Below are 25,060 nucleotides of genomic sequence, written 5' to 3'. Positions count from 1 at the left end.
TGCTATGAGCGACTATGCTTAATATTCGTGTCATTTCAAAGGGAGACTATCATGGGCAATGTTGTCAAAATTGGCCGTTACGAGATTATTGATGCAGAGCTTGGAGCTGAAAATAGCGAAACGATCAGCATCCCCTGTCATACCAATCCCGGACTAAGCTACCAACTAGACGGTTGGGACCCAGAGACCAGTGTTCCCGCCTGGATTGATGGCAAGGAAACCGACCTTGCTATTGGACATTATGATAAAGAGCATGACCACTGGATATTGAAAAAACCCGCATAATTGAGCACCACCGCCCTCATTTTTTAGTGTTGGCGGTTTTTTTATGAGCGGGTTACTCCGGGTAAATGACTTTACCTTGTGTTTCTCCTTCCCTTTTCCACCGCTAGCTACTACCCTGTGCGGCTCGCTGGTTATCTGAAATTACTTCCTATAATGCAAAAATTTACGCTGATTTTACTCAGTCTGGTTCTGCTGGGACCGCTAGGTATCGACCTCTATTTACCCACACTCCCGCAAATTGCCAGTGGGCTGACGACCCCGGTAAGCAATATTCAAGCAACGATCCCGCTGTTTCTGCTGGTTATGGGTTTGGGGCAGATTGTTGCCGGACCGCTGGTGGATAATTTTGGCCGCAAACCGATCGCCATTGTCGGCCTGCTACTCTATGTCGTCGGGAGTATCCTTGGGGCAACCGCTGTAAACTGGCCAATGTTCCTTATCGCTCGGTTGATTCAGGGAACGGCCGTTTGTTGTACCGCAGTGGTTGCGTTTAGCGGCGTACGCGATCGGCTAGACGGTGATGAGGCGGCGCGCGCCTATGGTTTTCTTAACGGCGCATTAAATATTGTACCGGCCCTGGCACCAATGCTTGGTGGCTTCCTTGCCGACCTCCTGGACTGGAGAGCTCCTTTCTGGTTTCTTACCAGTTACGCAGTACTGGTTAGCCTGATTGTTATCGGCTTTTTGCCCGAAACGCGCCCACAAAACACGCAGCCGGTAAAAAGTTTGCCCCTGAGCCAGTACTGGCAAATTTTCAAACAACCGCTCTTTCTCGCTTTTACCTTTGCTAATGCAGGAGCAATGGGAATGGTGCTGACCTATGTCTCGCTGGCTCCTCAGGTATTAATGACCACCGGGAAACTGAGTCCATTACAATTCTCGATCGCCTTTGGTGCAAATGGTTTCTGGATCATGCTGGTGAGCGTGCTGGTTAACAAAATGATTCGTAAAGTAGGCCGCCCTGTATGCCTGGCGATTGGTAGTCTGACAATGATTATCGGTGCGATCTTACTTTATGGCGGCGAGACGCTGCTACCTGAAAGCTGGCAAATACACTGGGCTCTGTATATGGTACCGGTCGCAATCGCCGTAGCAGGTTTGGCATTCACCGTCGGTCCGGCCACCAGCTATGCGCTGGAGCCTTACCAGCAACAGGCTGGGGTCGCTTCAGCGCTCGCTGGTTTCATTCAGATGGCCGGGGGGTCTTCAGCAGGATTACTGATGATGGCGTTACCGCTCAGAGAGAAAACCGCGCTGGCGTTGATGATGCTTATTGGTGCCACCGCGATTTTTATCGCCTGGCGCAGCAGTAAAAAAGTGCGCGGCAAAATTACCGCGCTCTGAAAGCTCAGGAAACGTCAACCGGTACTCGTGGTGCCAGTGCGCACATCAATTCATAGCCCACGGTACCGGCCGCGCCGGCGACATCGTCAATTTTGACGGTGTCGCCCCACAGCTCAACCCTTGTACCAATCCCTGCCTGCGGACACGGCGTTAAATCCACCATAATCATATCCATTGATACCGCGCCCAGCGTTCGCGTACGAACGCCGTCAACCATAACTGGCGTCCCTGTCGGTGCGTGACGCGGATAACCGTCCGCATACCCGCATGCAACGACGCCAATACGTTGCTCACCGCTGGCACGATAAAGGCTACTGTATCCAACGCCATCGCCCTGTTTCAGATTTTGTACACCAATGATTTCGCTGGTAAGCGTCATCACCGGTTTAAGTCCGGTACCTGCAATATCCTGCCAATGGCCGCTGGGTGATGCGCCATATAAAATAATACCCGGACGCACCCAATCAAAATGGGTCTGCTGATGCCATAACGTTGCCGCTGAGTTAGCCAACGAGCGTGGACATTCCAACCCTTCAGCAACGTGTTCAACACGTGCCATCGGCGCGATAATACCTTCGTTTTTTTCTGCCTCAGCAAAATGCGCCATTAATGTCATCTCGCTGACGTTCGGCAGCGCACGCAACTTATGCCAAACATTACCGATTTGTTCTGGCTGAAACCCAAGACGATTCATGCCACTATTCATCTTGACATAAATATCCAGAGGCGCGGTAAGCTCGGCCTCCGCAAGCGCCTTAATTTGCCAGTTGCTATGTACGCTGGTAGTGAGACGGTAGCGATCGAGGATTTCCAGCTCATCCGCATGGAAAAAACCCTCAAGCAATAAAATCGGCTTCTTCCAGCCACGCTCACGCAGCAAGATGGCTTCTTCGAGGTTAAGTAATGCAAAACCATCTGTATCGGACAAACTTGACCAGACACGATCAAGACCATGCCCATATGCATTAGCCTTTACCACAGACCATACGCGTGAATTTGGCGCAGCCTGGCGTGCGATCGCCAGGTTTTGTCGCAACGCCGCCGTATTGATGGTTGCGACAATCGGACGTGACATAACCTCTCCTTCAATAACCGTAACGCGTTATATGCCCACCGCTCCGCCTAAGCAGAGCCTGCAACTTATGCCGTACCCGACACAGGTGTACCAAACCGATAAATCGGATCGTTCCTGAATGTGTTACCTGCTGGTGTTAACACGCTGTAACAGAGGGGACGTGGCCGGTGAGAACCCTGGTAAATAGCGCAGCACCGACAGGTCGTCTGCCGCAATATCCGGACGTTTACCGGAAATGATATCAGAAAGTAGCAGCCCTGAACCGCAGGACATTGTCCAGCCGAGTGTTCCATGCCCGGTATTCAAAAAAAGATTATTCAGCGGGGTTCTGCCTACGATAGGGGTACCATCAGGCGTCATCGGGCGCAGTCCACTCCAGAAGGTTGCCTGCTCAATATGTCCACCACTGGGATAAAGATCGCGGACCACCATTTCCAGCGTTTCCCTGCGGGCAGGCAGCAGCTTATCATTGAAACCGACAATCTCAGCCATGCCCCCGACGCGAATACGTTTATCAAAACGGGTAATCGCAACTTTGTAAGTTTCATCAAGAACGGTCGAGACCGGAGCCGCCGACTCATCTTTTATCGGAATCGTCAGCGAATAGCCCTTTAATGGATAAACCGGGATAGATAAAATATTATGCAGCAGTGCAGTCGAAAAAGATCCCAATGCCACCACATAGCTATCCGCCTTTATGACTTCTTCGCCACATTTGACGCCATAGATATGATTGCCATCGCGTAGAAGGTGATCCACCGACATGTTGTAGCGGAACGTCACGCCCTCGGCTGCCGCCATCTCTGCCAGTCGCTGGGTAAAAAGCTGACAATCGCCGGTTTCATCATTAGGCAGGCGTAAACCACCGCTCAATTTTTGATGCGTTTTTGACAGTGCAGGTTCCACCTGCGCAAGCTGATTCGCCTCCAGCAGCTGATATGGCACACCCGCTTCTTCCAGCACCGCAATATCTTTGGCGGCGCTTTGGTACTGTTGTTCAGTACGAAATAGCTGCAACGTACCGCCCTGCCGCCCTTCATAAGCAATGCCTGTTTGCTCACGTAAAGCTTTCAGACAATCACGGCTATATTCCGCAATACGCACCATGCGACTTTTATTCTGCTGGTAATGCTGCATGTCACAATTGCGGAGCATCTGCCACATCCATTCCAGTTGGAAACGACTACCGTCAAGGCGGATAGCAAGCGGGGCGTGGCGCTGAAACATCCATTTGATCGCTTTTAGTGGAACCCCAGGCGCGGCCCAAGGCGCGGCGTAGCCAGGGGATATTTGACCGGCATTACCGGCGCTTGTCTCAAGTGCTGGTCCAGACTGGCGATCTATCACCGTCACGTCATGGCCTGCTTGTGACAGGTACCAGGCGCTTGTAACGCCAACAACTCCACTTCCCAGAATCACAACACGCATACACACTCCATGGCGGTTCATAATAGAGGAAAAATCACTTACGTGAGGCGAGCTCACCCAGTCATTTTATGAGTCCCTTGCACGGACAATGCTCAGAATCGCAGGTACCCGAGCATCATCAATAAATGCGGCATGCTCAATAAAATTAGCATAGAACAATATACTGCTTTATCCGCGCAAAATCGGTGGATGATACTACTGCAAGTATCATCATCTGGCGGTGATACATTTCACATCTTTTTTACCTTACAGGTAATAAAAAACAAGGTGAGTGACGAGATACAGTAGCTTATTTTATTAAAAATGGCTTTTTGATGATAAAAAATAACAATATTCGCTTATTTTTCTTCTGACAGCAGAAAAAAAACCGCTAATCATTCAGCAAAAAAACAAACACTTGAACCAAGAATAAGTTACTTCACGGCATATTATGCTTATTTTTACTGTTTTTTTGTTTAACACTCTATTTTCGGTTGGAAATTTTCATTTGTTTTCCTGTTTCGTATGGGAGACAGTGAACTATCATTGAAGTATTCACTCAGTTTTTCGAACTTCCCTGGTAAAACACCGCATGGAAGTCTCAAAATGTAATGGTCCCGGATCTGGCGCTTATGTGCTATGTGCAACCGGGCCCACATAAGAGGGGTGCGCTATGACGACAATTTTTGACGATCACATCAGGGACAGTAAACGACTCAGTGACGGGCCAGACTGGACCTTCGACCTTCTTGATGTTTATCTTGAAGAGATCGACCGCGTAGCAAAACACTATAGGCTCGATACTTATCCGCACCAAATCGAAGTGATTACCTCCGAACAGATGATGGATGCCTATTCCAGCGTCGGGATGCCCATCAACTATGCACACTGGTCCTTTGGTAAGAAGTTTATCGAGACGGAACAACGCTATAAGCACGGTCAGCAAGGGCTTGCCTATGAAATTGTCATCAATTCTAACCCCTGTATTGCTTATTTGATGGAAGAAAACACCATTACAATGCAGGCACTGGTGATGGCTCATGCCTGCTATGGCCATAACTCTTTTTTTAAAAATAACTATCTGTTTCGCAGCTGGACTGACGCCAGCTCGATTGTGGATTACCTGTTATTTGCTCGAAACTATATTACACAATGTGAAGAACGCTATGGTGTCGAAGTCGTTGAGCGGTTACTGGACTCCTGTCATGCATTGATGAACTACGGGGTGGATCGCTACAAACGCCCGCAAAAGATATCGCTTCAGGAAGAGAAGGCTCGTCAGCAAAGCCGTGAGGAGTACCTGCAGAGCCAGGTCAACACGCTTTGGCGCACGTTACCCCGTCGTGAAAAAGAGGAAGTACAGGCCGAAGTCGTGCGCTATCCTTCGGAACCGCAGGAAAATTTACTCTACTTTATGGAAAAAAACGCGCCGCTGCTGGAACCGTGGCAGCGTGAAGTTCTTCGCATTGTGCGTAAAGTTAGCCAGTATTTTTATCCGCAGAAACAGACACAGGTAATGAACGAGGGCTGGGCGACCTTCTGGCATTATACCATCCTCAATCATCTGTATGATGAGGGCAAAGTATCGGAACGCTTTATGCTGGAGTTCTTGCACAGTCACACTAACGTGGTTTATCAACCGCCCTATAATAGTCAGTGGTATAACGGTATTAACCCCTATGCATTAGGCTTTGCTATGTTCCAGGATATTAAGCGGATTTGTCAGTCCCCCACGGAAGAAGATCGTTACTGGTTTCCTGATATTGCTGGCAAAGACTGGCTGGAAACCGTGCATTTTGCCATGCGCGAATTCAAAGATGAGAGCTTTATCAGTCAGTTCCTGTCACCGAAAGTCATGCGCGATTTCCGTTTGTTTACCGTACTGGATGACGATCGCAACAACTACCTTGAGATAGCCGCGATACACGATGAAGCAGGTTACCGCGCCATTCGCCAACAGCTCTCAGCACAGTACAATCTGAGCAACCTGGAACCTAACATTCAGGTTTACAATGTCGACTTACGCGGCGACCGTTCCCTTACGCTACGCTACGTTCCACACGATCGCGCCCCGCTCGATAAGAGCCGCAAGGAAGTCCTGAAACACGTCCATCGACTGTGGGGATTCGATATCCATCTTGAACAGCAAAATGAAGATGGAAGTACAGAGATTCTTGAGCGCTGTCCGCCCCGCCCATCCGTACTATAAATGGCAATAAAAAGGCCGGGTAGCTAATCTGTACCCGGCCCGACCTCGTTCATGCCCGACGTCTAGCGTCGCTGGTGTGCTAAATCTGCTGGCATGGCGTTTTGCATACTGTGCCAGATTTCACCGCTACGGCGTCCATAAGCCCTAACAGCTTCTACAATTAGCTCAATCTGCTGCTTTTCACAAATAACGGAAAGCTGCTGATAAAAATCTTGCGCCAGCTTTCGCGCCTCAGGATTGGAGAAATAATAACGGCCAACTCGAGTATAAAGCCCTTTCAGCCCGTTGAGGATCAAGCCATAAATGGGGTTACCGGAAGCGAACGCCAGCCCACGGAAGATACTGTAATCCAGATCGGTGTAAGCATCAGCACGATCGTCAGCATCGCGTGCGGTTGCCAGCACTTCCTGTACCTGCTGTGGATAATGACGAATAGCCCGACGAATAAAAATCGAGGAGATATTCGTACGAACCGACAGCAAATTATCAATAAGTTGCGGAACACTATCGTGATCCAGCCGTGCAAGCGTCTCGAGGATATTCAGCCCGGAGGTTTCCCAGAAATTATTAACCCGGGTAGGTTTGCCATGCTGAATGGTTAACCAGCCGTCACGCGCCAGTCTCTGTAACACCTCACGTAACGTGGTACGCGTCACACCGATTAATTCAGAAAGCTCGCGTTCAGCGGGTAAAATAGAACCTGGCGGAAAACGGCTATTCCAAATACTTTCAATAATATACTCTTCAGCGAAACCCGCAGGGCTCTGCGCCTTGATCACCATAGCTTTTTTCTCGTGACTTTTGTTTTACCCAGCTTCCCTGACGTTACGGCTACTGGGCCATCCCGCTTCGTCAACAACTCTCCGTTATTTGGAGAGGCAATAACGCTGCCCGCCCCGTCAACACAGAGTGGCTGCTATACTGCATCTCATCATACCAGAGCCCTGGAGCAGGACATAGTCTGTCCGGGTTGGAAAGGAGCAATCACGCTAAAAAAATATAAAAGCAGACCAATATATGAAGAAGTTTGCGTATTACCGTTCAATAGCAAGGTATTTAACATTTACTTATGGGTAAAATACCGTTTTGCAGCATACATACTCATCAGTTCACATTTTTTTTACTTTGCGATTTATCCCCATTTATCTTTTTTCGCTACTGTGGCTGGCAGCGATTAGCTTTTAGTTTACACTGCCGTTTCACGGCAAATTGCATGGAAAGGTTTATGTTGAGATATTTAAATCAATGCTCCAGAGGACGTGGTGCCTGGCTATTAATGGCATTTACCGCTTTTATACTGGAAATGGTTGCGCTCTATTTTCAGCACGTAATGATGTTAAGGCCCTGTGTGATGTGTATTTATGAGCGTTGCGCGCTTTTCGGGATCATGGGGGCGGGCCTGGTGGGCGCTATTGCGCCGAAGACGCCCCTACGTTATGGCGCCCTCCTCATTTGGCTTTACAGTGCGTGGGAGGGTGTGCGCTTATCGTATGAACATACGATGATTCAGCTACACCCCAATCCCTTTGTCACCTGTGAGTTTGCTGCGCGCTTTCCGAGCTGGCTGCCACTGAATAAATGGTTGCCCTCTGTTTTTGTTGCTTCCGGTGACTGTTCAGAAAATCAGTGGTCCTTTCTGACACTGGGAATGCCGCAATGGTTGATTGTGGTTTTCTCGGTGTTTCTGCTTATCGCGTTACTGGTTGTTATTGCTCAACCCTTTAAACCCAAACGTCGCGATCTGTTCTCTCGGTAACGCACAAAAAAACGGGCCTGAAGGTCTGATGCCGGTCGCTTAAGGTGACCGGCGTTGTTTTTTTAAGGGATATTTCGACCTTTTCTCTCACTTCTCTCGCATATTCCCGCTTCCGTCTTGAGAGCAGTTTCAGCATTTCTGCGCTACTGTAAAAGTGTTTCTGATGATCCGTAATGGCTCCCGACGATGCCCGGGGTAACCCGATTAATAACCGCAATATCTCCGATACCGCACCGCTAAAACTTCGTTGATAAGGCAGATAATCCCCCTTCAGGCTGAACGCCATCTTGATGATCGGGTATCGCACCAGGTTATATGTCCGCAGGATATCCCAACTCGATTTCCCGGCGAAGCTTATAAAGCTCCGCCACGCTGGCGGCCGGATAACACATGGCATCGCTCATTGACGTCACAACCTGCCGGTTGCATTTCATTCATAGCGGCCCGACACGCTCCCGCTCAGCAAATGTCTGCTGAGCGCCATCAGGCACACCTTGCGATTGCGGATAGCCGTGTTGATTCGAAGCCTTACCGAAGGCCTCTGCATTTTCAGGTGTGGCTTGTGTATGCCAGACCACGCCATCGATGGTATTAAGCGTCAATCCGTGCCCGAGGGGGTGTTTTGCTTCTTCATGGCAGTGTTGCTGAGTAACATCAAACAAAACTCAGATAGCGTCTTCACCGAGTGTTTTTCTGCGGGGAATAACGGAGCTGGGTGCGGTGAAAGCAGGTCAGCGTTGCTCTGAACCTCGTCAGGAGCGGTGAGATTTGAACGTTCCATTGAAAAAGGGTCCATGCTGAACATGAACCCTTTTTACACCAGCCACCGGATCGGTCACCCGATCCTTAAACGATCGGCATTAGCCTGAAGGTCCGTTTTTTACTTAGCCCAGCCAGGGCGATTCATAATGTGATCTTCCCAGTCCACCACTTCACTCTCCCTCACTGCGATATGGCGTACGGAGATGCGCGCAGCATGCATCGCCGTTTTTGATCCGCTACGTAACGGATGCCATACCGGAAGTGTTTTCCCTTCCGCCAACAGCCGATATGCACAGCTTGGAGGCAGCCATGAGAATGTAGGCAGGTTTTCCCGCGTCAGTTTTATGCAATCCTCTTCGTACTCAAAGCGACGTTCATAATTGCGACACTGGCAGGTTTTAATATTGAGCTGATCGCAAGCGACGTTGGTGAAATAGATTTCGTCGGTATCAGCATCCTGCAATTTATTGAGGCAGCACTGACCACAACCATCACATAAGGATTCCCATTCCTCATCGGTCATTTGTTCAAGCCGCTTTTGTTGCCAGAAAGGGATCTCAGTCATCGTTATATCCAGTTAAATTAAAACCCGCACCTTATAAACAGTTCAGGCGGCGGATGCAACCTTTACAGTACACGCGTTGAAATACCGTGACCGCCCAGGGAGAGTTCAAGTTTATCACCCGATAACATCGGCCCCACACCTGCGGGAGTTCCGGTAATCACCACATCTCCGGCACGCAGGGTAAAATATTTACTCATGTAAGCGATAAGCGGCAGAATTTTATGAATCATCTCTGCGGTACTGCCTTGCTGGCGCACTTCACCATTGACGATCAGTTTCAGTTCCACATTCTGCGGATCATGCGTGAATTTTGCTGTAGGGATAAAGCCCGATAACGGACATGAATAGTCAAAAGCTTTCGCTTTCTCCCAGGGCTGCCCTGCTTTTTTCAGCTTCGCCTGAATATCGCGCAACGTCAGATCCAGCGCGAGACCATACCCGGCAATCGCCCTGGAAACATGTTCTTCCGTCGCTTGTTTCAGCGTGGCACCAATCAGCACCGCCAGCTCGACTTCATGATGTACTGCGCCGAAATCTTTAGGGATCGAAATAGGTTCACGCAAATCGCATAATGCAGACTCTGGTTTAATGAAAACAACCGGTTCATCCGGTGTTGCACTTCCCATCTCTTTGATGTGCATAGCATAATTACTGCCGACACAAACGACTTTGCCGACTGGGAAATCTAACAATTCGCCCTGCCAGTTACGATGCTGATACATACGTTTCCCCTACTCTGAGTGATATGCAAACGCCAGCTACGCCAACGTTATTGAGTTACTGTGCAATAGCATCGGCCATACGACCAATACTAATGGCAAAATAATAGGATCGATTCCAGTGCATGATAGTTCTGAAATTGTCATAAACCATGAATGCACGCCCTTCCAGATCATCAGGAAGAATGATCCAGGCGCGCTGTGCCGTGTCTGGCAACGATACGCTATTCGTCATGCGGACACCAAGCTTCTGCCAGGCACCGACGGTTTTCGCCTGGCCCGTTTTCAATCCAGCCTGCTGTTTTGCAAAATCGACCGGCAGCACAACTTCGCGGCCCCAGCTTTCATCAGCGTGCCATCCCTCTTTTGCAAGATAGTTTGCAGTTGAGGCAAAGACATCATCTACATTACTCCAGATATCAATCTTACCGTCGCCATCACCATCCGCGCCGTATTGAAGAAAAGAGCTGGGCATAAACTGATTTTGCCCCATCGCACCAGCCCAGGAGCCTTTCATTTCCGCGGCCGTAATATGACCTTGTTGTATGATAGTCAGAGCCGATATTAGCTCCCGGGTAAAGAAGGCTTCACGGCGGCCTTCAAAAGCAAGCGTAGAGAGCGACGAAATGACATCCTCTTTACCCTGAATTTTTCCGAAACTGCTCTCCATAGCCCACAGAGCCACAATATACTGCGGCGGTACACCGTACTTTTCGCTTACCGGTACCAACGCCGATTGGTAACGCAGATAAAACTCTTTTGCTTGTTTAATTTTCCAGCCAGGCAGAACGCGCGCCAGGTAATCGTCAAGCGTTACTTTTTGTTCCAGTTGATTACGATCTGACGTAATCACGCGGTCAACAAAGTGAATATTGGCAAACGCGCTGTTGAGGGTGGCTTCATTAATTCCCTGCTGACGTGCTTCGGCCTTAAGTTGTTCAACATAGGCAGGAAATTCAGCAGGATCACGTCCCTGTTGCGCCAGTGTTGTTTTACCCGGCACAGGCTGAAGTCCCCCCCCATTTTGTATCACAGGCGCTGCTGGTGCTGGTGAGACGACTGATGCAGGTGCTGGTGCGGCGCTATTTTTACTGGCACACCCCACCAATAGCAGTGAGAGCGTAAGGACGTTGAGTGCTGGGTGCTTCATACGGTCATCCTTTTAGTGATGTTATCCCCGTCATTTTTCATGCTGCAGGCTTGCCGACTTACACTTTTTTAGCCACGCCTCTCTGTATGGCCGTGACATCCAGCCCCTTCAACGAGCATTATTACGGGTATTTCCCTCGTAAATAATAAACGGGCGAAGCTGGAATACAACGGAGATATATTTACAGATGATTCTTAATTAGCCCTGCGGCGTATTTTCCAGATGCATCTTAAGCAGGCTTTCTACTGGCGGCGGTAACTGTAAATAATAACCTTGTTCTTGCAAGGACAGCCGCACTTTTTCAATATCAGCATTGACCAATTTTTTACTGCCATCAAGAGGAAGCAGCATAGCAAGCTGTGGTTTACCAAAACCTTTTAACAGTTCCGGTGGCACACGCGAAAAATCGTCCTTTTTTTCGACATAAAGGTAAGTCTGGTCACGCTGCGGGCTTCTGTAGATCACACAAAACATATTTTTTACTCGAATTAAGCGGGATGGTGGCTTGCCTGAATATAGCAGTAACTATAACATGCTTGCAGTACTTCGGAATATTGCCCCGCAGTGATTAAGCGCTTGCAAAATATACCCAAAGTCACCAACGTTAAAGTAAGGCCGTGTCCCACAGCGAATCGCAGACTTCGGGCAGCCATTTCGCAGGGGATAATACTGATTTTACTGCATTGGTGATGGGTTCAGGCTTAATTAAGCCGCGGGATAACAAAACAGGACTGAGTCAGGACAGATGTCGCAAACGCCAATCGAGTTAAAAGGCAGCAGTTTTACTCTGTCTGTTGTTCATTTACACCATTCTCAACCTGAGATAGTGCGCCAGGCGATTCAGGACAAAATTGATCAGGCTCCGGCCTTCCTGAAAAATGCTCCGGTCGTACTTAATGTGGCGACACTCTCGGGGGATGTGAACTGGAAGCAGATGCAGACGGCGATTGCTTCAACGGGGTTGCATATCGTTGGCGTCAGCGGTTGTAAAGACGATGCGCTCAAAAGCATGATTGCGCGTGCCGGTTTGCCCATTTTGTCTGAAGGTAAAGAGCTGAAGCAAAAACCTGAGGCAGCGCCAGTTATTCAGGCTGAGTTACCAGTTGAACAGGTGGTGGCAAAAACCCGGGTGGTAAACACGCCGGTGCGCTCCGGGCAGCAGATTTATGCACGTAATGCCGATCTTATTGTCACCAATAGCGTCAGTGCAGGCGCGGAGTTAGTGGCTGATGGTAATATTCATATCTACGGCATGATGCGGGGTAAAGCACTTGCAGGCGCCAGCGGTGATCAAGGATGCCAGATTTTTTGTAGCAGCTTATCAGCGGAATTGGTTTCTATTGCCGGCGAATACTGGATTATGGATCAGATCCCGACTGAATTTTTTGGAAAAGCGTCGCGTCTTTGCTTAAAAGACGGCGCGTTGACTATACAAACATTGAATTAAGTTCAAGCCCCTTTTTTAAGGAAATCAACATGGCACGCATTATTGTAGTTACATCGGGTAAAGGGGGCGTTGGTAAGACCACGTCAAGCGCGGCCATCGCTACCGGTCTGGCGCAAAAAGGTAAAAAGACCGTCGTTATCGATTTTGATATCGGCCTACGTAATCTGGATTTGATTATGGGTTGTGAGCGACGCGTCGTGTATGACTTTGTTAACGTGATTCAGGGTGATGCCACACTGAATCAGGCGTTGATTAAAGATAAACGCACTGAAAACCTTTTCATTCTTCCTGCTTCTCAAACCCGTGATAAAGACGCCCTGACCCGTGAAGGCGTGGAGAAAGTCCTGAACGATCTGTCAGCGATGGATTTTGAATTTGTGGTTTGTGATTCGCCGGCAGGTATTGAAACCGGTGCGCTAATGGCGCTCTACTTCGCCGACGAAGCGATCATTACCACCAACCCGGAAGTCTCCTCGGTGCGCGATTCTGACCGTATTTTAGGTATTATTGCTTCAAAATCACGCCGGGCGGAAAACGGACAGGAGCCGATTAAAGAGCATCTCCTGCTGACTCGTTATAACCCGGGCCGCGTAAGTCGCGGCGACATGCTGAGCATGGAAGATGTTCTGGAAATTCTGCGCATTCCGCTGGCTGGCGTGATTCCGGAAGACCAATCCGTACTGCGCGCGTCAAACCAAGGCGAGCCGGTTATCCTTGACAGCGAGTCAGATGCTGGCAAAGCCTATGCCGATACCGTAGATCGTATTCTCGGAGAAGAACGTCCCTTCCGCTTCATTGAAGAAGAGAAGAAGGGTTTCCTGAAACGCCTGTTCGGGGGATAAACCATGGCCTTACTTGATTTCTTTTTATCCCGTAAAAAGAGCACAGCAAACATAGCCAAGGAACGGCTGCAAATCATCGTAGCTGAACGTAGACGGGGCGATAGTGAGCCCCATTACCTTCCACAATTGAAGAAGGATCTTCTGGAAGTAATCTGTAAATACGTAAAAATTGATCCTGAAATGCTCAGTGTTAAGCTGGATCAAAAGGATGATGATATTTCCATTCTGGAACTCAACGTCACATTGCCTGAGGCAGAAGAAGCGCCAAAATGATCCTCTTCTGTTCATAATTTTCCCCTGCTTCCATGCAGGGGAAAATGCTTTTTTGCAGCTTAATAAAGCGCCAGCACCTCTTTAATACCCGTTTCCATCAATACCCCACGCCAGCCAAATAAGAGCTCAGGCAACCTTTCGCGCGGCTTGATCCGCCAATGCCAGCTTAGTAATTGATTAATTTGACGCCGTGAAGCCAACAGTTCCTGACTTAATCCGGACTGCTCGCTGGTGGTCACAACCAGTGCCTTTAATGCCTTAAATGCCTGTTTATAATTCGGATGATCAATGATATTGATCAGCGACATGGGCAGTTGATCTTCCGCCATAGCCGTTGCCTGAGCAACAAAGCCTATTAGCGTTTTACCATGAAAGCGAATCTCGTGGCCATTTAAGCCGAGGTGATCCAGCTCCCCCAGAGAACCTGGCATGAAGCGTGCTACTTTCCACAGATTCTCTTCACGCACCACAAAATTGACCGCCATGTCCTTCTCGCGTGCCAAATCCAGCCGCCATGCTGCCATCAATTGCAAAGCGGCCAGCTGTCGAGGCCGTAACTGCCACGCATTACTGATGTCGCGCCAGGCATCTTCCGGCAGCAGGATATCACTACGACGCTGGCACAGCAGCTCACATTCACTCAGTGCGGCGTCCATCCATCCTGCGTCCTGCGCTTCAGCCACCAGCTTGTGAGCAATGGGTAACAGATAAAACACATCGGCAGCAGCATAGTCACACTGTCTTTCGGTTAATGGTCGCGCCATCCAGTCTGTGCGGGATTCGCTCTTATCCAGTGCGATACCCGTAAACGATTCCACCAGAGTCGCAAAACCACAGGACATCGGACGACCACTAAATGCAGCGAGAATCTGGGTATCGATCATCGGCTGTGGCATAACGCCAAACTCATTGATAAAAACCTCAAGATCCTCACTTCCTGCATGCAGGAATTTAATCACCCGGGCATCACTCAGTAAGTCTTCAAAAGGTGTCCATTCAGTGATGGAGAGCGGATCGATGAGCGATAACTTTTCACCGTCGTACAGTTGAATAAGCCCTAAACGGGGATAGTAGGTCCGTGTGCGAACAAACTCGGTATCCAGCGCCAGTGCCGAAAATTGGCGCGCGGCGCGACAAACTTCAGCCAGCGCGTCATTAGAAGTGATTAATGTGTAATTCAATTGTTCTCTCTCGCCATTAGCCGTGACATCAGCGCTACGGTGGCCAATATTTATAGCAATAAAAACGCCGGGCAATCCGGCGTTTTTAAATCTTCTGTGCCAGTCAGGGCAAATTATCCGCTGACGGCCTATCCCCTGCTTGCCTCATCTCTGAGGTCCCGACGTAAAATTTTACCGACATTGCTCTTCGGTAATTCATCGCGGAACTCAACAATTCGGGGCACCTTATAGCCGGTTAAGTGCCGGCGACAGTGCGTAATAAGCTCATCTACGGTCAGTGATGCTTCTTTTTTCACCACACAAATCTTCACGACTTCACCGGAAATGTCACTGGGTACACCAATCGCCGCCGCTTCCCGCACTTTAGGATGCTGCATCAGCACATCTTCAATCTCATTCGGATAGACATTGAAACCTGAGACCAGAATCATATCCTTTTTTCGATCGACAATACGCAAAAAACCTTCATGGTCAACGGTAACAATATCACCGCTGTGAAGCCATCCATTTTTTAACACTTCATCGGTCGCCTGCGGATTTTGCCAGTATCCCACCATCACCTGGGGACCTTTAATACATAACTCGCCGGGTTCATCGCCGATAACTTCATTGCCCTCGTCATCCACCAGCATGATATCCGTTGACGGTACCGGCAGACCAATACTTCCATTATGGCAGGTAATATCATAAGGGTTAACCGACACCAGCGGAGAGCACTCGGTCAAACCATAGCCTTCAAGCAGATAACAGCCCGTCAGTTTTTCCCAACGTTCCGCTACCGCCTTCTGTACCGCCATTCCACCGCCAGCAGCAAGACGCATTGTTGAAAAGTCTAACTGCTGAAAATCTTTATCGTTTAACAGGGCATTAAACAACGTATTAACCCCGGTTATGACGGTAAACGGATTTTTTGCCAGCTCTTTTACCAGCCCGGGGATATCGCGCGGATTCGTAATTAACAGGCTGCATCCACCAAGTTCAATAAATAAGAGACAATTTACCGTCAATGCGAAGATATGATATAGCGGCAGCGCGGTCACAACCGTCTCTTTCCCGTCGCGCAGTAACGACCCGTAGGTAGCTTTGGTTTGTTCGAGATTGGCCTGCATATTACGGTGAGTCAGCATCGCGCCCTTCGCCACGCCAGTGGTACCGCCGGTATATTGCAGGAAAGCCAAATCATCATTGATCATTTCAGGCTTAACATATTGCATACGGTAACCGTTTTGTAGCGCACTACGAAAAGAAATAGCGTTCGGCAAATGATATTTTGGCACTAGCCGCTTGATGTACTTAACGACGAAATTAACCAATGTCGCTTTAGCCGGTGAAAGTTGATCGCCCAGCCGTGTCAGAATGACGTGCTTCACCTGGGTTTTCGCCACCACTTTTTCCAGCGTATGGGCAAAATTAGAGACAATAACGATCGCTGCGGCACCGCTATCGTTAAGCTGATGTTCCAGTTCACGCGGGGTATAAAGGGGATTCACGTTAACGACAATCATGCCAGCACGCAAAACGCCAAACATCGCAATAGGATACTGCAGCAGGTTTGGCATCATCAGTGCGACACGATCGCCTTTCTTCAAGCCTAACCCTTCCTGTAAATAAGCGGCAAAAGCGCGGCTGCGCTCTTCCAACTTACGAAAAGTCATTACCTGTCCCATATTAATAAAAGCGGGGCGATCGGCGTAACGTGCAGCCGCTTGCTCAAACAGATCGATTAACGATGTATAGCGCTGTGCATCAATTTCAGCCGGAACGTCGGCCGGGTAGCGATTAAGCCAAACTTTTTTCAAGGATTCACCTCGGAAATTATAATTTGTTATCATCGCAGCCTCTACCGATACGCGGTTATTAACAATATTTTAACTCAGCGTACCAGTTTGTAGATGACTCAATTTTCAGGTTGCGAAGCCCATCACTAAATTTCTCTTCCCCTGAGAAATCCAATAAAAAGGTCCGTTCACGTATGTCGCGACCGGACCGTAAAAAGTGTTATTTCAGTAATTACCGCGCATAGCGTGCGCTCATATTCGCAGTGAGAGTAGCGTTGCCTGCTATCGTTCAATAGCGAAAATCATTGCGCCCGCGTCTATTCTGTCAGGATAGTCTGCACCTGTACGGGGCCCGTATTATAGTATCCGCCCCAAGGCGCTGGTCCCCAGTAACCGCCATGCCGACCGCGCCGAGGGCCATACCAAATCCACGGATCGATTGGCTGAGGTGGTGAAACGACCTGTTGCGTCAAATGCCAGCGCTGATAGCCGGAGACGCTAACGATGACAAAGTTATAAACCGCCTGGCCGATTTTACCTTTTTCACTCCCCTTAATGGGCCCAACGACCGTTACCATTTGGTTATTCACGTCGACCGGGTCAACAAACCCGTTGATATCGGCATAAATACGCCCGACGGAAGCCGAGCCGAGAATGGGACGTGCGCTTTCATCCAGTGGCTGGGTGGCAATTTCCAGACGGGTACGTCCATCAAGGTTGGTAACATTGACAACTTTACCGCCAAAACGTGACTCCTGACCAACGTACAGCTGCGGAGCATTCATTACCCGAATAAGATCCTGCTGCGGCGTGGGCGAACTCCCTTTAACGGCATTAGGGATAGAAACGCAGCCGGAAAGTAGAACTGTAGACAGCATGAGTGCACTGACCGTGCCGGTTAAATATTTACGCATGACGATCTCCCTGTAAGAGTGATTTTTAGACCTTCAGACGAAAGATAAGTTGCCGTCTATTCACGACCGGGTAACTTTTTCCAGGTCACTTCATTTCGCAGATAAATCGGCTCCGCGTTTTCAACCTTTACCGTATGCCCCGATGCCAGTGCCATCGCCGCCAGCGGTAGCATATCCTCTGCGGCAGGCAAGGAAACCTCCGTTGTCTGAAGCGATAACTGACTCTGCCCGGATAATACCGGCCATGCCTGCCAGCCAGTACCAACGGTTGCCCACTCACCTTCCAGTAACGCCATGCGTGCCAATGCTGCTTCAGGAGTCAGCACTGCTTCACTGGCCTCACCGTGCCAATAGCCAAACTCATCACGTGAGTATTCTGCCCAGTAAACTTCGCCCATTCGCGCATCGATCGCAGCCAACACTCGCGTTGCGCCTGTCAGTCGCCAGGCCCCCTGCGCCATAGTTGCCAGAGTTGAAACACCAATTAGCGGCAGCCCAGCGCCCAGCGCCAGTCCCTGGGCAATGCCGATACCGATACGTAGGCCGGTAAAGCTACCAGGCCCACGACCGAATGCCAGAGCATCAAGCTGCTGTAGGTTAATATTATTCTGCGAAAGTAACTGCTGAACCATCGGCAGGATACGCTGCGTATGCTCGCGCGGACATAACTCGAAATAAGCATCAATGTTTTCATTTGATTGCAGCGCAACAGAACAGGCTTCTGTTGCAGTATCAATAGCTAAAATTCGCGTGGACATACAAGCCTCTGGCAGGTTAAAAATTTCGGCGGCATCTTAGCATAAGGTTTAGCAGATTACTCCGCCGGTTCCGATGTCAGGAACGCGACGGCTCGCTGTATATCGCGGGTGCGGGGCGTTGGTGGAAGACTGTTAAGGAAGACTTCGCCGTAAGGACGCATCACCAGTCGGTTGTCACAAATCACCAACACACCACGATCGTTCACATCCCGGATCAGACGGCCAACGCCCTGCTTAAGGGTGATGACCGCATCGGGAAGTTGCACATCATCAAAAGGTTCACCACCGCGGATTTTGCAATCCTCCATACGGGCTTTAAGCAGCGGATCTTCTGGTGAGGTGAAGGGTAATTTATCTATGATGACCAGTGATAACGCATCGCCCCGAACGTCAACGCCTTCCCAGAAGCTACTGGTTGCCACCAATAGCGCATTGCCAGCGGCAACAAACTGCTTCAGCAGTTGTCCTTTACTGGTTTCTCCCTGTAGCAATACCGGAAGCGTAAGCATTGTGCGAAATTGTGCAGCTAAATCACGCATCATCTGGTGCGAGGTACACAGAAAGAAACAGCGCCCATTATTCGCTTCAATTAGCGGTCGTAGCATCTGTGCCAACTGTCTTGCCCCGCCCGGTTGGTTGGGAGAAGGTAAATTTCGAGGTACGCATAGCAGCGCCTGGCTTGCGTAGTCAAACGGGCTGGAAAGAATCAGAGAATCCGCGGTATTAACACCTAAGCGCTCAACGAAGTGGGTCATCTGTTCATTAACCGAAAGCGTTGCTGAAGTAAAGATCCAGGCTGCGGGACGTTCGTCCATGACTTCACGAAAGCGTGCAGATACCGATAGCGGCGTAAGCGCAAGGGTAAAGTGACGAGAGTTACATTCATACCAGTAGCTGAAACCTGGCTGCGAAACATCTTTCAGCCGTTTCAGCCGATTACGATAAAGTGCCGCACGTTCAAACGCGGCATCAAGCAGTGCAGACCTCCCCAATGACATTTTAGCGACGTCATAGCAGAGTTCTAATGCATCATCCAGCAGCGTTAATGCACGCTGTATGGTGGTATCATTCAGCAACTCCCGCAAATTACCGCGAAAGCCGGGATCGCCTAATGCCAGCCGAAAGTCCTGAGCGCATTGCGCCAGACGATCCGCAGATTTTTGCAACTGCTGAGCATCACGCACCTCGGTACGATAGGCGATAGTAATATCCTTAGCTAAATCCAGTAACTGTCGACTGGAGAGCTGCTGACCAAAATACTGGCTGGCAATATCAGGCACCTGATGCGCTTCATCGAAGATCATCACATCAGCCTGAGGGATCAACTCGGCAAAACCGCTCTCTTTCACCACCATATCAGCAAGAAAAAGATGATGGTTAACCACCACGATATCTGCATCCATCGCGCGGCGACGCGCCTTAACCACGAAGCACTCTTTATACAGCGGGCAGTCACTGCCGAGGCAGTTATCATTAGTGCTGGTGACCAGCGGCCAGATCGTGCTGTCTTCGGCCACTCCCCCGCAGGTGCTAATGTCACCGTCAACGGTTTCATTTGACCACCCGCGCAGATGCACCAGATCGCTCATTGCCTGCACGGCCAGCTCCCCGCCCGCCATTGACTGCTGCTCCATACGCTCCAGACAAAGGTAGTTAGAGCGCCCCTTCAGCAAGGCCAGATTACCTTTAAATTGAAGCGCCCGCGCCACGGTGGGCAAATCGCGGCTGTAGAGTTGGTCCTGCAATGCTTTAGAGCCGGTAGAAACGATCACTTTCTTACCAGAACGTAACGCCGGTGCCAGATAAGCAAACGTTTTCCCGGTGCCCGTTCCTGCCTCAACAACCAGTTCGCTACGTTTTTCAATGGCGCTGGCCACAGCATTGGCCATTTGTCGCTGTGCTTCGCGGGGTTTAAATCCCGGTATTGACCGCGCCAGCGCGCCATCTTCTGCAAAATCGTCTGTCACACACCCTCTCTAACGAAGTAAAAAGCTGGCTCTGGCCAACCTTATCGCTGTTATGCCTACACGGTCTGTAATGTCGGCAAAGGCCGCGATAACATCACTGAGGTGTCCTGCAGGCCCGGCCACCCGAATACTGTAATTATGTCAGTATCCCGCCGCCTGCTCCACAATAGATGACAGTGGGATTCTTTCTATGCCAGGCTATTGGCTAATTTTATCGGAAATAAGGAACCATTGATGAGTATTGAACGTATCGATCCTGAGCATCGCATGTCGGAAGCTGTGATTCATAATCAGACGGTCTACTACACCAGCGTACCGGAAAACCTGGATGAAGATGCAGAAGCCCAGACGGCAAATGCACTGGCGGTCATCGATAGACTTTTAGCTCGCGTCGGTTCCGACAAAAGTCGTATCCTGGATGCCACCCTTTTTCTGGTAAATCTGGACGACTTTCCTGCCATGAACCGCGCGTGGGATGCCTGGGTTTCACCTGGCAATGCGCCAGTACGCTGCACCGTTCAGGCCAGGCTGATGAACCCTAAGTATAAAGTAGAAATTAAAATAATCGCCGCGCTATAACGCTCCCGGCGCGCTATTCGTCTTCATCTTCTTCGTCTTCGAAACGCGCTGATATAACTCCCCCCGTGTGCGTGGCGCGAATCTCTTGCGCCACTTGCGCAATGGCTTGGCCGCTGCTCATACCCTGAGACATTAAATCCTGAATCCGCTCCACGGCCTGTTGCTGCTGCTCATGGGATAATGCTGGTAAACCCGTAATCATGGGGAACTCCTTACGCTTAGAGGGTAATTATTTCATGCCAAACTAAGTGATGCCAGCAGCAGAAAAATATGCCAAGCTTGCATCTTTATGTTGTGATGGTCTGTTACGTGCCCATGCCTCCTGTTTACCATACCTTAGACTATACGCCAGCCGCGCTGCACAATCTGTTTGCACACGCGTCACATTTACCCTGGGCGATATTGCTCAGTTCAGGTTTTGCCGATCATGCGGATAACCGATTCGACATCATGGTAGCGGATCCTGTCACCACATTTGAAACGTATGGCGAAGTCACACGACAGCGTCTTGGTGACGTTGTCACTGAGTCAATCGCGGAGCCATTATCGCTGGTACAGGATGCGCTGAACGCCTTAAGTTTAACGGTGAAACCACATGAAGATTACCCTTTCCAGGGTGGTGCGTTAGGGCTATTTGGATATGATTTAGGGCGCCGCTATGAGGCGTTACCTGTTACCGCAGAGCATGATTTAACGACGCCTGATATGGCAGTCGGAATCTATGATTGGGCGCTAATTGCTGACCACCAGCGCCACACGCTGACCCTGATTACCCAAGGTTCAGCGGATATCAGGCTTACGTGGCTGGCAGCGTTACCGCGTCACAAAAACATAGCCCCTTTTCATCTGACCTCGCCATGGCAATCTAACATGACACAGGAGCAGTATGGCGAGAAGTTTGCTAAGATACAGGATTACCTACTGGCAGGCGACTGTTATCAGGTGAATCTTGCCCAGCGTTTTCGCGCGCGCTATCAGGGTGACGAATGGCAAGCATTTATGTTGTTGAATCAGCAGAATAAGGCACCATTTAGTGCGTTTATTCGCCTGGAAGAAAGCGTTATTCTCAGCCTCTCCCCTGAACGTTTCCTCAGCCTCAATCAGCGTGTTATTGAAACCCGCCCGATAAAAGGAACTCTGCCACGTCTGAATGATAGTGAGCAGGACCGGAAGCAAGCAGAAAAACTGGCCAACTCCCTAAAAGATCGTGCGGAAAACCTGATGATTGTCGATCTGCTACGCAATGATATTGGACGTGTTGCTCAACCAGGCAGCGTCAGCGTCCCGGAACTATTTGCTGTTGAAGCTTTTCCGGCAGTCCACCATCTTGTCAGCACTATTCATGCACGTCTTAATCATGACTTGCATGCCTGTGATCTCCTGCGCGCCTGCTTTCCCGGAGGTTCGATAACCGGTGCCCCTAAAGTCCGAGCCATGGAGATTATTGAAGAACTGGAGCCACAGCGCCGTAATGCATGGTGCGGCAGTATTGGCTATCTCAGCGTCTGCGGCCGGATGGATACCAGCATCGCTATCCGCACGCTGATTGCGGAAAATGGGGAGCTATTCTGTGCGGCGGGAGGAGGAATCGTTGCGGATAGTAATATGCAGGCGGAATACCAGGAAACCTTTGATAAGATAAACCGTATTCTGCCGTGTCTGGCAACGAAAACAGTATGAATAAAACGCCCATGACGCTGGATGATTTCCTGACGCGCTTTACGCTGCAGCCGCCTCAACCAATAACCCAATCTTTACCTACCCGACGCGCGGCGGTATTGGTGCCGATTGTTGCGCGCCAGGCGCCGGGTCTACTGCTAACTCGCCGCGCGGATTCGTTACGCACGCATGCTGGTCAGGTTGCGTTTCCCGGCGGTGTAATGGATCCAACCGATCATTCACTGATTTTTACCGCTCTGCGTGAAACCCAGGAGGAACTCGCCATTCCGCCTTCATGCGTAAGAGTGGTGGGAACCCTGCCGAATGTCACCAGCAGCACGGGTTTTCAGGTCACCCCGATAGTCGGCATTATCCCCGATAATCTGCGTTATCACGCCAATAAAGACGAAGTCGCGGCGGTATTTGAAATGCCGTTGCAAGAAGCTCTTCGGCCAGGACGTTACTCGCCACTGGATATTCACCGTGAGGGCATACAGCATCGCGTCTGGCTCTCCTGGTTCGAGGAGTATTTCATCTGGGGAATGACGGCAGGCATTATCCGGCAATTGTCTCAGCAGATATCAGGTGGCACTGCAATGCGCAATTAACCAACAATTATTGGTCAATTAACGCTTAATGCACTATTTTTCACTGGTATACTATCGTCAAGCGATCCAACTCACTTACTTATACTGGCATTTCATATATATTCTTCGTGGCAGAGAGCAGCATTACCCACTGTGACTTTCTTAGCGCCTCGCCTGTAGACCCTAATGGGTAGGCCCATATTAAAAAATTCAAGGAGCGTATAGCGTGATTAGCGTTTTCGACATGTTTAAGATCGGTATTGGACCGTCCAGTTCCCACACGGTTGGTCCGATGAAAGCCGGTAAACAGTTTGTCGATGATTTGGTAAGCAACGACTACCTTTCGTCTGTCACGCGTATTGCCGTAGATGTTTATGGTTCCCTGTCGCTGACGGGCAAAGGCCATCATACCGATATAGCCATTATTATGGGGTTGTCCGGTGCTTCGCCCGATAGCGTAGACATTGACAATATCCCTGCTTTTATCCGTGATGTTGAGCAACGCCAGCGCCTGCTATTAGCCAATGGCGAACACGAAGTCGATTTCCCTCGCGAAGGGGGAATGGTATTCCGCAGTGAAAATCTATCGCGCCATGAAAATGGTATGCGCATTCATGCCTTTGCTAACGATCGTCTGATTTACAGTAAAACTTACTATTCCATCGGCGGCGGTTTTATTGTTGATGAAGAGCATTTTGGTCAATCAACGCTGGACGAGGTTACCGTTCCTTATCCGTTCCACTCCGCGAGAGAAATGCTGACACACTGCCATGAAACCGGGCTATCGCTATCAGGGATGGTGATGAAAAACGAGCTGGCACTGCACAGCCGCCAGGAGATCGAGCACTACTTTGCCGATGTCTGGCAAGCCATGCGTGAGTGTATCGATCGCGGTCTAAATACCGAAGGTGTACTGCCGGGTCCCTTGCGAGTGCCGCGTCGGGCCGCGGCGTTGCGCCGTCTGTTAGTCTCTTCTGATAAACTCTCCAGCGATCCCATGAACGTCATTGACTGGGTCAATATGTTCGCGCTGGCGGTTAACGAAGAGAACGCCGCCGGTGGGCGCGTGGTAACCGCCCCAACCAACGGCGCCTGTGGCATTGTTCCAGCGGTGCTTGCCTACTACGATCATTTTATTGAATCTGTCAGTCCTGATATTTTCATTCGTTATTTTCTTGCCTGTGGTGCCATCGGCGTTTTGTATAAAATGAATGCCTCTATTTCAGGTGCGGAAGTCGGTTGTCAGGGAGAAGTGGGGGTTGCCTGTTCAATGGCTGCGGCCGGGTTAGCCGAGTTGCTGGGTGCCAGCCCGGAACAGGTCTGCGTAGCGGCAGAAATCGGCATGGAACACAATCTTGGTTTAACCTGCGATCCCGTTGCGGGCCAGGTTCAGGTGCCTTGCATTGAGCGCAATGCGATTGCTTCTGTGAAGGCAATTAATTCCGCACGTATGGCGCTGCGGCGGACCAGTCAGCCACGTGTTTCGCTGGATAAAGTCATCGAGACCATGTACGAAACAGGTAAAGACATGAACGCCAAATATCGTGAAACCTCACGAGGCGGTCTGGCGATCAAAGTACAATGTGACTAAATAGTGATTACATCCACTACCCGTCCTTTCAGTAAATAGATAAAGTAATGCTATGCGGCCTGTTCAGGCCGCTTTTGCGTTTCGGCTGTCAACCCAGTAAACAACATCTGAACTTTGCGATTCGGCAAACGAACGCAGCAGAGTGGTATAAATTTAGCGCTCTTTTTGCCGATAACAATGACTCGATATCTCATTTGCAGGTTCTTTAAGGG

General features: G+C 49.8%; 24 protein-coding genes and 1 pseudogene. 11 read left to right on the top strand and 14 right to left on the bottom strand.

Features of this window, described 5'->3' with window-relative positions; translation table 11 throughout:
* Window positions 1-51: 51 nt before the first annotated feature.
* Together J1C60_RS08380 and J1C60_RS08375 are read left to right on the top strand one after the other, a co-directional pair.
* Window positions 52-285, top strand: coding sequence for a DUF1480 family protein (locus tag J1C60_RS08380; protein WP_128174725.1), 234 nt, complete (start codon window positions 52-54; stop codon window positions 283-285).
* Window positions 286-438: 153 nt separating this feature from the next.
* Window positions 439-1,629: a multidrug effflux MFS transporter gene (locus tag J1C60_RS08375; protein WP_128174727.1), complete on the top strand. Its 1,191-nt coding sequence runs from the start codon at window positions 439-441 to the stop codon at window positions 1,627-1,629.
* Between the two features lie 4 nt (window positions 1,630-1,633).
* Here J1C60_RS08375 and dadX read toward each other — a convergent pair whose 3' ends face one another.
* Window positions 1,634-2,704 carry a catabolic alanine racemase DadX gene (gene dadX / locus J1C60_RS08370; RefSeq protein ID WP_128174729.1) on the bottom strand — a complete coding sequence of 357 codons (1,071 nt, stop codon included), beginning with the start codon at window positions 2,702-2,704 and terminating at the stop codon, window positions 1,634-1,636.
* Between the two features lie 123 nt (window positions 2,705-2,827).
* Complete coding sequence (locus J1C60_RS08365) at window positions 2,828-4,132, bottom strand: D-amino acid dehydrogenase (protein WP_128174731.1); 1,305 nt, start codon at window positions 4,130-4,132, stop codon at window positions 2,828-2,830.
* Window positions 4,133-4,784: 652 nt separating this feature from the next.
* Here J1C60_RS08365 and J1C60_RS08360 point away from each other — a divergent pair.
* Window positions 4,785-6,320 (top strand): SpoVR family protein, encoded by a 1,536-nt coding sequence (locus J1C60_RS08360; protein ID WP_128174732.1) that lies wholly within the window; start codon window positions 4,785-4,787, stop codon window positions 6,318-6,320.
* A gap of 62 nt (window positions 6,321-6,382) precedes the next feature.
* Here the strand turns inward: J1C60_RS08360 and fadR are convergent, their stop codons facing one another.
* The gene (gene fadR / locus J1C60_RS08355) at window positions 6,383-7,102 is read right to left on the bottom strand and encodes a fatty acid metabolism transcriptional regulator FadR (RefSeq protein WP_128174734.1); all 720 of its coding nucleotides are present in this window, start codon (window positions 7,100-7,102) and stop codon (window positions 6,383-6,385) included.
* Window positions 7,103-7,545: 443 nt separating this feature from the next.
* Here fadR and dsbB point away from each other — a divergent pair, with 443 nt between their 5' ends.
* Window positions 7,546-8,076: a disulfide bond formation protein DsbB gene (gene dsbB / locus J1C60_RS08350; RefSeq protein WP_128174736.1), complete on the top strand. Its 531-nt coding sequence runs from the start codon at window positions 7,546-7,548 to the stop codon at window positions 8,074-8,076.
* A gap of 38 nt (window positions 8,077-8,114) precedes the next feature.
* Here the strand turns inward: dsbB and J1C60_RS08345 are convergent.
* The 5 genes and pseudogenes from J1C60_RS08345 to J1C60_RS08325 all read right to left on the bottom strand — a co-directional run.
* Window positions 8,115-8,804 (bottom strand): annotated as a pseudogene (locus tag J1C60_RS08345) (IS4 family transposase); the annotation flags it as partial.
* A 152-nt stretch (window positions 8,805-8,956) separates the two neighbouring features.
* Entirely contained in the window at window positions 8,957-9,403 is a 447-nt protein-coding gene (locus tag J1C60_RS08340) for a YcgN family cysteine cluster protein (protein ID WP_128174738.1), read from the bottom strand.
* Window positions 9,404-9,465: 62 nt separating this feature from the next.
* Window positions 9,466-10,125, bottom strand: coding sequence for a fumarylacetoacetate hydrolase family protein (locus J1C60_RS08335; protein WP_128174740.1), 660 nt, complete (start codon window positions 10,123-10,125; stop codon window positions 9,466-9,468).
* A 55-nt stretch (window positions 10,126-10,180) separates the two neighbouring features.
* Complete coding sequence (locus J1C60_RS08330) at window positions 10,181-11,272, bottom strand: lytic murein transglycosylase (RefSeq protein WP_128174741.1); 1,092 nt, start codon at window positions 11,270-11,272, stop codon at window positions 10,181-10,183.
* Between the two features lie 198 nt (window positions 11,273-11,470).
* A complete protein-coding gene (locus tag J1C60_RS08325; protein ID WP_128174743.1) occupies window positions 11,471-11,746 on the bottom strand; it encodes a YcgL domain-containing protein in 276 nt (91 codons plus the stop codon).
* A 271-nt stretch (window positions 11,747-12,017) separates the two neighbouring features.
* Here J1C60_RS08325 and minC point away from each other — a divergent pair, with 271 nt between their 5' ends.
* The 3 genes from minC to minE are packed head-to-tail and all read left to right on the top strand — an operon-like array spanning window position 12,018 to window position 13,834.
* Complete coding sequence (gene minC, locus J1C60_RS08320) at window positions 12,018-12,719, top strand: septum site-determining protein MinC (protein ID WP_128174744.1); 702 nt, start codon at window positions 12,018-12,020, stop codon at window positions 12,717-12,719.
* A gap of 29 nt (window positions 12,720-12,748) precedes the next feature.
* Window positions 12,749-13,561, top strand: coding sequence for a septum site-determining protein MinD (gene minD / locus J1C60_RS08315; RefSeq protein WP_128174746.1), 813 nt, complete (start codon window positions 12,749-12,751; stop codon window positions 13,559-13,561).
* Window positions 13,562-13,564: 3 nt separating this feature from the next.
* A complete protein-coding gene (minE, locus tag J1C60_RS08310) occupies window positions 13,565-13,834 on the top strand; it encodes a cell division topological specificity factor MinE (protein WP_128174748.1) in 270 nt (89 codons plus the stop codon).
* 59 nt (window positions 13,835-13,893) lie between these two features.
* On the opposite strand, the gene rnd is transcribed toward minE, so the two are convergent.
* The 5 genes from rnd to J1C60_RS08285 all read right to left on the bottom strand — a co-directional run bounded on the left by rnd (window position 13,894) and on the right by J1C60_RS08285 (window position 20,432).
* The gene (rnd, locus tag J1C60_RS08305) at window positions 13,894-15,015 is read right to left on the bottom strand and encodes a ribonuclease D (RefSeq protein WP_128174750.1); all 1,122 of its coding nucleotides are present in this window, start codon (window positions 15,013-15,015) and stop codon (window positions 13,894-13,896) included.
* A gap of 128 nt (window positions 15,016-15,143) precedes the next feature.
* Window positions 15,144-16,814: a long-chain-fatty-acid--CoA ligase FadD gene (gene fadD, locus J1C60_RS08300; protein WP_128174752.1), complete on the bottom strand. Its 1,671-nt coding sequence runs from the start codon at window positions 16,812-16,814 to the stop codon at window positions 15,144-15,146.
* Window positions 16,815-17,110: 296 nt separating this feature from the next.
* Window positions 17,111-17,707 (bottom strand): Slp family lipoprotein, encoded by a 597-nt coding sequence (locus J1C60_RS08295; RefSeq protein WP_128174754.1) that lies wholly within the window; start codon window positions 17,705-17,707, stop codon window positions 17,111-17,113.
* 56 nt (window positions 17,708-17,763) lie between these two features.
* Window positions 17,764-18,465: a tRNA (adenosine(37)-N6)-threonylcarbamoyltransferase complex dimerization subunit type 1 TsaB gene (gene tsaB, locus J1C60_RS08290; RefSeq protein WP_128174756.1), complete on the bottom strand. Its 702-nt coding sequence runs from the start codon at window positions 18,463-18,465 to the stop codon at window positions 17,764-17,766.
* 56 nt (window positions 18,466-18,521) lie between these two features.
* Window positions 18,522-20,432, bottom strand: a complete 1,911-nt coding sequence (locus J1C60_RS08285; protein WP_128174757.1) for a DNA repair helicase YoaA — start codon at window positions 20,430-20,432, stop codon at window positions 18,522-18,524.
* Window positions 20,433-20,666: 234 nt separating this feature from the next.
* Between J1C60_RS08285 and J1C60_RS08280 the strand changes: the two genes are divergently transcribed.
* Entirely contained in the window at window positions 20,667-21,011 is a 345-nt protein-coding gene (locus J1C60_RS08280) for a RidA family protein (protein WP_128174759.1), read from the top strand.
* Window positions 21,012-21,024: 13 nt separating this feature from the next.
* On the opposite strand, the gene J1C60_RS08275 is transcribed toward J1C60_RS08280, so the two are convergent.
* On the bottom strand, window positions 21,025-21,213 hold the full coding sequence (locus J1C60_RS08275; protein WP_128174761.1) for a YoaH family protein: 189 nt from the start codon (window positions 21,211-21,213) through the stop codon (window positions 21,025-21,027).
* A gap of 113 nt (window positions 21,214-21,326) precedes the next feature.
* Between J1C60_RS08275 and pabB the strand changes: the two genes are divergently transcribed.
* The 3 genes from pabB (at window position 21,327) to sdaA (ending at window position 24,848) form a co-directional block, all read left to right on the top strand.
* Window positions 21,327-22,691 carry an aminodeoxychorismate synthase component 1 gene (pabB, locus tag J1C60_RS08270; protein ID WP_128175056.1) on the top strand — a complete coding sequence of 455 codons (1,365 nt, stop codon included), beginning with the start codon at window positions 21,327-21,329 and terminating at the stop codon, window positions 22,689-22,691.
* The gene (locus J1C60_RS08265) at window positions 22,688-23,278 is read left to right on the top strand and encodes a CoA pyrophosphatase (RefSeq protein ID WP_128174763.1); all 591 of its coding nucleotides are present in this window, start codon (window positions 22,688-22,690) and stop codon (window positions 23,276-23,278) included. The genes pabB and J1C60_RS08265 overlap by 4 nt, the downstream gene beginning before the upstream one ends.
* Before the next feature lie 205 nt (window positions 23,279-23,483).
* Window positions 23,484-24,848: an L-serine ammonia-lyase gene (gene sdaA, locus J1C60_RS08260; RefSeq protein WP_128174765.1), complete on the top strand. Its 1,365-nt coding sequence runs from the start codon at window positions 23,484-23,486 to the stop codon at window positions 24,846-24,848.
* Window positions 24,849-25,060: the final 212 nt, after the last annotated feature.

This window comes from [Pantoea] beijingensis (assembly GCF_022647505.1).
GTDB classification, from domain to species: Bacteria; Pseudomonadota; Gammaproteobacteria; order Enterobacterales; family Enterobacteriaceae; genus Erwinia; species Erwinia beijingensis.
The sequence above is the reverse complement of the archived record's forward strand: the minus strand, read 5'-3'. Positions and strand labels throughout refer to the sequence as shown.

Bases quoted from the DNA above. Each gene is read 5' to 3' on its own strand.
- dsbB (WP_128174736.1), top strand. From the start codon at position 7,546: ATGTTGAGATATTTAAATCAATGCTCCAGAGGACGTGGTGCCTGGCTA.
- J1C60_RS08280 (WP_128174759.1), top strand. From the start codon at position 20,667: ATGAGTATTGAACGTATCGATCCTGAGCATCGCATGTCGGAAGCTGTG.
- J1C60_RS08360 (WP_128174732.1), top strand. From the start codon at position 4,785: ATGACGACAATTTTTGACGATCACATCAGGGACAGTAAACGACTCAGT.
- J1C60_RS08335 (WP_128174740.1), bottom strand. From the start codon at position 10,125: ATGTATCAGCATCGTAACTGGCAGGGCGAATTGTTAGATTTCCCAGTC.
- J1C60_RS08365 (WP_128174731.1), bottom strand. From the start codon at position 4,132: ATGCGTGTTGTGATTCTGGGAAGTGGAGTTGTTGGCGTTACAAGCGCC.
- minC (WP_128174744.1), top strand. From the start codon at position 12,018: ATGTCGCAAACGCCAATCGAGTTAAAAGGCAGCAGTTTTACTCTGTCT.
- fadR (WP_128174734.1), bottom strand. From the start codon at position 7,102: ATGGTGATCAAGGCGCAGAGCCCTGCGGGTTTCGCTGAAGAGTATATT.
- minE (WP_128174748.1), top strand. From the start codon at position 13,565: ATGGCCTTACTTGATTTCTTTTTATCCCGTAAAAAGAGCACAGCAAAC.
- J1C60_RS08275 (WP_128174761.1), bottom strand. From the start codon at position 21,213: ATGATTACGGGTTTACCAGCATTATCCCATGAGCAGCAGCAACAGGCC.
- J1C60_RS08295 (WP_128174754.1), bottom strand. From the start codon at position 17,707: ATGCGTAAATATTTAACCGGCACGGTCAGTGCACTCATGCTGTCTACA.
- dadX (WP_128174729.1), bottom strand. From the start codon at position 2,704: ATGTCACGTCCGATTGTCGCAACCATCAATACGGCGGCGTTGCGACAA.
- J1C60_RS08380 (WP_128174725.1), top strand. From the start codon at position 52: ATGGGCAATGTTGTCAAAATTGGCCGTTACGAGATTATTGATGCAGAG.
- tsaB (WP_128174756.1), bottom strand. From the start codon at position 18,465: ATGTCCACGCGAATTTTAGCTATTGATACTGCAACAGAAGCCTGTTCT.
- J1C60_RS08265 (WP_128174763.1), top strand. From the start codon at position 22,688: ATGAATAAAACGCCCATGACGCTGGATGATTTCCTGACGCGCTTTACG.
- minD (WP_128174746.1), top strand. From the start codon at position 12,749: ATGGCACGCATTATTGTAGTTACATCGGGTAAAGGGGGCGTTGGTAAG.
- pabB (WP_128175056.1), top strand. From the start codon at position 21,327: ATGCCTCCTGTTTACCATACCTTAGACTATACGCCAGCCGCGCTGCAC.
- J1C60_RS08325 (WP_128174743.1), bottom strand. From the start codon at position 11,746: ATGTTTTGTGTGATCTACAGAAGCCCGCAGCGTGACCAGACTTACCTT.
- J1C60_RS08340 (WP_128174738.1), bottom strand. From the start codon at position 9,403: ATGACTGAGATCCCTTTCTGGCAACAAAAGCGGCTTGAACAAATGACC.
- J1C60_RS08375 (WP_128174727.1), top strand. From the start codon at position 439: ATGCAAAAATTTACGCTGATTTTACTCAGTCTGGTTCTGCTGGGACCG.
- J1C60_RS08330 (WP_128174741.1), bottom strand. From the start codon at position 11,272: ATGAAGCACCCAGCACTCAACGTCCTTACGCTCTCACTGCTATTGGTG.